Source organism: Lutimonas sp. (assembly GCF_051011215.1).
In the GTDB taxonomy this organism is placed as follows: Bacteria; Bacteroidota; Bacteroidia; order Flavobacteriales; family Flavobacteriaceae; genus Lutimonas.
This window is the reverse complement of record NZ_JBPCUJ010000093.1, coordinates 1-3,803: the sequence shown is the minus strand read 5'-3', so window position 1 is coordinate 3,803 and position 3,803 is coordinate 1. Positions and strand designations below refer to the sequence as shown.

The window sequence follows — 3,803 nt, the reverse complement described above, 5'->3', positions numbered from 1 at the left end:
TAGTACAGCTTATTACCCTCAGTTAGATGCCTTCAATGTAGGATAGTATTTATTGAGAATTTATAGAAAAAAGCTGAATGAAAATTCAGCTTTTTTTATTGGATATTACTGCTAAGAATCATCGGAAATTTGGCAGTTATTTTGTAATTTCGCAAGTGATAAAATAAATTAAAAATTAAATACATTATTACCTATGTCAGAAGTAGCAAAGTTGATTGTTAACGGGCAAGAATATGAATTTCCTATTGTAGTTGGAACTGAGAATGAGGTTGCGATAAATATCAAAACTTTACGAGCAGTAACCAAAGGTGTGATCACGATTGATTCAGGATTTAAGAACACCGGATCATGTGAAAGTAAAATAACCTTTTTAGACGGAGAAAAAGGGATTTTACGCCACCGAGGTTATGCCATTGAAGAATTGACCAAAAAGGCCAGTTTTTTAGAGGTGGCTTATATGATCATTTTTGGGGAATTACCAACAAGAGAGCAGTATGCAAAATGGGAAAAAGATATCAAGTACCATCAGCTGCTAAATGAAGAGATGAAGGATATTATTGACGGTTTCCCTAAGAAGGCTCACCCAATGGGTATGCTTTCCTCATTGACCTCTGCTTTAACGGCATTTAACCCAGCGACGGTTGATATTACAAAAGAAGAACAGGTATATGATGCGATTTGTAAGTTAATGGGTAAGTTTCCTGTGATTGCAGCCTGGGCGCATTCTAAGAATTTAGGCACACCGCTTAACTATGGTGATAATTCTTTAAATTATGTGGAGAACATCATGCAGATGATGTTTAGAATACCTACAGAGAAATATTCAATGAATCCAATTGCAGTGAAAGCGTTGGATGAGTTGCTTATTTTACATGAAGATCACGAACAGAATTGTTCTACTTCTACCGTGAGAATTGTAGGCTCATCTGAAGCCGGATTGTTTGCTTCAGTATCTTCAGGGGTTTCAGCACTTTGGGGTAAATTACATGGAGGTGCAAACCAAGCTGTTTTGGAAATGTTAGAAGACATTCAAAAAGATGGTGGTGATGTAGAAAAGTATATTGCCAAGGCCAAAGACAAGGACGATCCTTTCAGATTAATGGGCTTCGGACACAGGGTATACAAGAACTTTGATCCAAGAGCAAGAATTATTAAAAAGGCAGCAGATGAATTATTCGAAGACTTAGGTACAAATGATCCTGTTTTGGCTATTGCTAAACATTTGGAGGAAGTAGCACTGAACGACGAATATTTCGCTGAGAGAAAGCTTTATCCTAATGTTGATTTTTATTCAGGAATCATTTATAGAGCCTTAGGTTTTCCAAGGGAGATGATGACCGTTATGTTTGCGATTGGAAGACTTCCTGGATGGATTGCTCAATGGAGAGAAATGCGTTTAAATCATGAGCCAATCGGAAGGCCAAGACAATTGTACGTTGGAGAACCGTTAAGACCATTCAAAACTTTTGATGAAAGATAACTAAGGTTGTTCTTTAGAACAGTTTTTGAACTGTTCATAAATTTTAACGCGCGCTGATGAATATTTGTCATCAGCGCGCGTTTTTTTTAGTTATTTTTGCGAAAAATACAATTTTATGAATCTTCATATTTTAAATGAAACTTCTAGATTAAGAGCTGTAGTGCTTGGTACGGCAGAGTCTAATGGACCGGTGCCAAAGGTGGAAGATTGTTATGATCCAAAATCTGTTGAGAATATTCTTGCCGGAACCTATCCTGCAGAAGAAGATATGGTACAGGAGATGAGTGCATTTGAAAGTGTGCTTCAAAAATATGAAGTAGAAGTATTTAGACCAAAGGTTTTAAAGGATGTCAATCAGATCTTTGCAAGAGACATTGCTTTTGTAGTTGATGATAAATTTATTCGTTCCAATATATTACCAAACAGGATTGAGGAGCTGGACGCCATTGATCATGTCTACAATCAAGTAGCTACTGAGAACAGAATCATTCCTCCGGACGAGGTACATGTTGAAGGGGGGGATGTGATGCCCTGGAATGATTATATTTTTGTAGGAGTGTATTCAGGTGATGATTACCCGGACTATATTACAGCTCGAACCAATGTGGCTGCTGTGGAATTCCTGACGGAATTGTTCCCGGATAAAAAAGTGAAATCCTTTGAATTGAGAAAGTCTAATACCGACCCGAAAGAAAATGCTTTACACCTCGATTGCTGTTTTCAACCAGTCGGAAAGGATAAGGCCATATTGCATAGAAACGGTTTTTTAATAGAAGAAGAATACCAGTTTCTTGTGGATTATTTCGGAAAGGACAATGTCTTTGAGATTAGCAAGGAGGAGATGTATGAAATGAATTCCAATATTTTTTCAATTTCTGAAAAGGTGGTTGTTTCAGAACAGAATTTTAGCCGGTTGAATACTTGGTTAAGATCGCATGGAATTACTGTGGAAGAGGTGCCTTATGCAGAGATTGGTAAACAGGAAGGATTGCTGAGATGCTCAACCTTGCCCCTGATCAGGGATTAAACAGCAGTATTTTAAAATTAGAATTTTATAACGAAAGAAAAAGATAGCATTAGGAACTATATGAAACAGCTTACAAATACGATTTTGATGATCAGACCGGTGGCATTCAGGATGAATGAGGAAACCGCTGTTAATAATTACTATCAGCATGAATTGAAAGGACTTACAGCCAAGGAAATTCAAACAAAAGCGCTCGCTGAGTTTGATGCTTTTGTGTCAAAATTGCAAGAAGCAGGTGTCAATGTTATAGTCATTCAGGATACAATGCTACCGAGTACACCGGATTCTATATTTCCAAATAACTGGAGTTCTTTTCATAAAGAAGGAAAGGTTGGTTTATATCCCATGTTTGCAGAAAACAGAAGACTCGAAAGACGGGAAGATATTTTGGATACACTGGAAGAAAAAGGTTTCGAAATAAAGGATGTGATCGATTATTCTTCTGCAGAGAATGAAGGAATTTTTCTGGAAGGTACGGGAAGCATTGTATTGGATCGAATGACGGGTGTTGCCTATTGTGCGCTTTCTCCTAGAGCGGATGAAGAATTGTTTATCGAATTTTGTGAAGATTTTGAATATACACCGGTTGTTTTCCATGCCTATCAAACAGTTCATGGGAAAAGAGAGTTGATCTATCATACCAATGTAATGATGGCTGTAACTCAGAACTATATTATTGTATGTTTAGATGCAATTGATGATAAAAAGGAACGTAAGAACCTGATTTCCCATGCAAAAATAAGTGGAAAAGAAATCGTAAATATTACTGAACAACAAGTTGAAAATTTTGCCGGAAATATGCTTCAGGTGTTAGGTAAAGATGAACAACCGATTACAGTAATGAGCCAAGCCGCCTTTGATTGCCTGACCGAAAAACAACGAGAATTGCTATCTAAAGATGCCGTTTTACTGTCAAGCGACCTGAGCACCATCGAAGCCTGTGGCGGAGGCAGTGCCAGATGCATGATGGCAGAGGTGTTTTTGGAGCTAAGGGATTCATAATGAAAAATTTATGTTGATAAACTCCGAATTTTGTTTACAACTCTTAATTTTTATTTAATTCTTAAAAAAATCATAAAATAATTATCTATTCCGCCGTTTTGTTCTTAACATTTTATGAGCTTCATAACAAAATGTACTCTACAGTTTTCCCTACAATTTAAGATTTGTTTATTTCATTAAATTCTTTAGAATCTCTTTAGATTTTGAAGATACTTTCGCTTCGGAAATTAAATGAAAACAATACCTTAAATATTGATATTCAGTTATTTCTTGTAAAAGCATCCCTCCTTTTAC

3 protein-coding genes are annotated in these 3,803 nt (G+C 36.6%); all 3 read left to right on the top strand.

Translation table 11 applies throughout. From position 1 onward, the window contains the following. Nucleotides 1-193 precede the first annotated feature (193 nt). The 3 genes from ACR2MV_RS08310 to ctlX all read left to right on the top strand — a co-directional run bounded on the left by ACR2MV_RS08310 (nucleotide 194) and on the right by ctlX (nucleotide 3,509). Entirely contained in the window at nucleotides 194-1,480 is a 1,287-nt protein-coding gene (locus tag ACR2MV_RS08310; RefSeq protein WP_434021445.1) for a citrate synthase, read from the top strand. A 115-nt stretch (nucleotides 1,481-1,595) separates the two neighbouring features. Continuing rightward, nucleotides 1,596-2,507: a dimethylarginine dimethylaminohydrolase family protein gene (locus ACR2MV_RS08305; protein ID WP_434021444.1), complete on the top strand. Its 912-nt coding sequence runs from the start codon at nucleotides 1,596-1,598 to the stop codon at nucleotides 2,505-2,507. Nucleotides 2,508-2,567: 60 nt separating this feature from the next. Further along, nucleotides 2,568-3,509, top strand: a complete 942-nt coding sequence (ctlX, locus tag ACR2MV_RS08300; protein WP_434021443.1) for a citrulline utilization hydrolase CtlX — start codon at nucleotides 2,568-2,570, stop codon at nucleotides 3,507-3,509. Nucleotides 3,510-3,803 lie beyond the last annotated feature (294 nt).

Excerpts from the sequence above, each read along its gene's own strand:
- ACR2MV_RS08310 (WP_434021445.1), top strand. The coding sequence starts at position 194 with ATGTCAGAAGTAGCAAAGTTGATTGTTAACGGGCAAGAATATGAATTT.
- ACR2MV_RS08305 (WP_434021444.1), top strand. The coding sequence starts at position 1,596 with ATGAATCTTCATATTTTAAATGAAACTTCTAGATTAAGAGCTGTAGTG.
- ctlX (WP_434021443.1), top strand. The coding sequence starts at position 2,568 with ATGAAACAGCTTACAAATACGATTTTGATGATCAGACCGGTGGCATTC.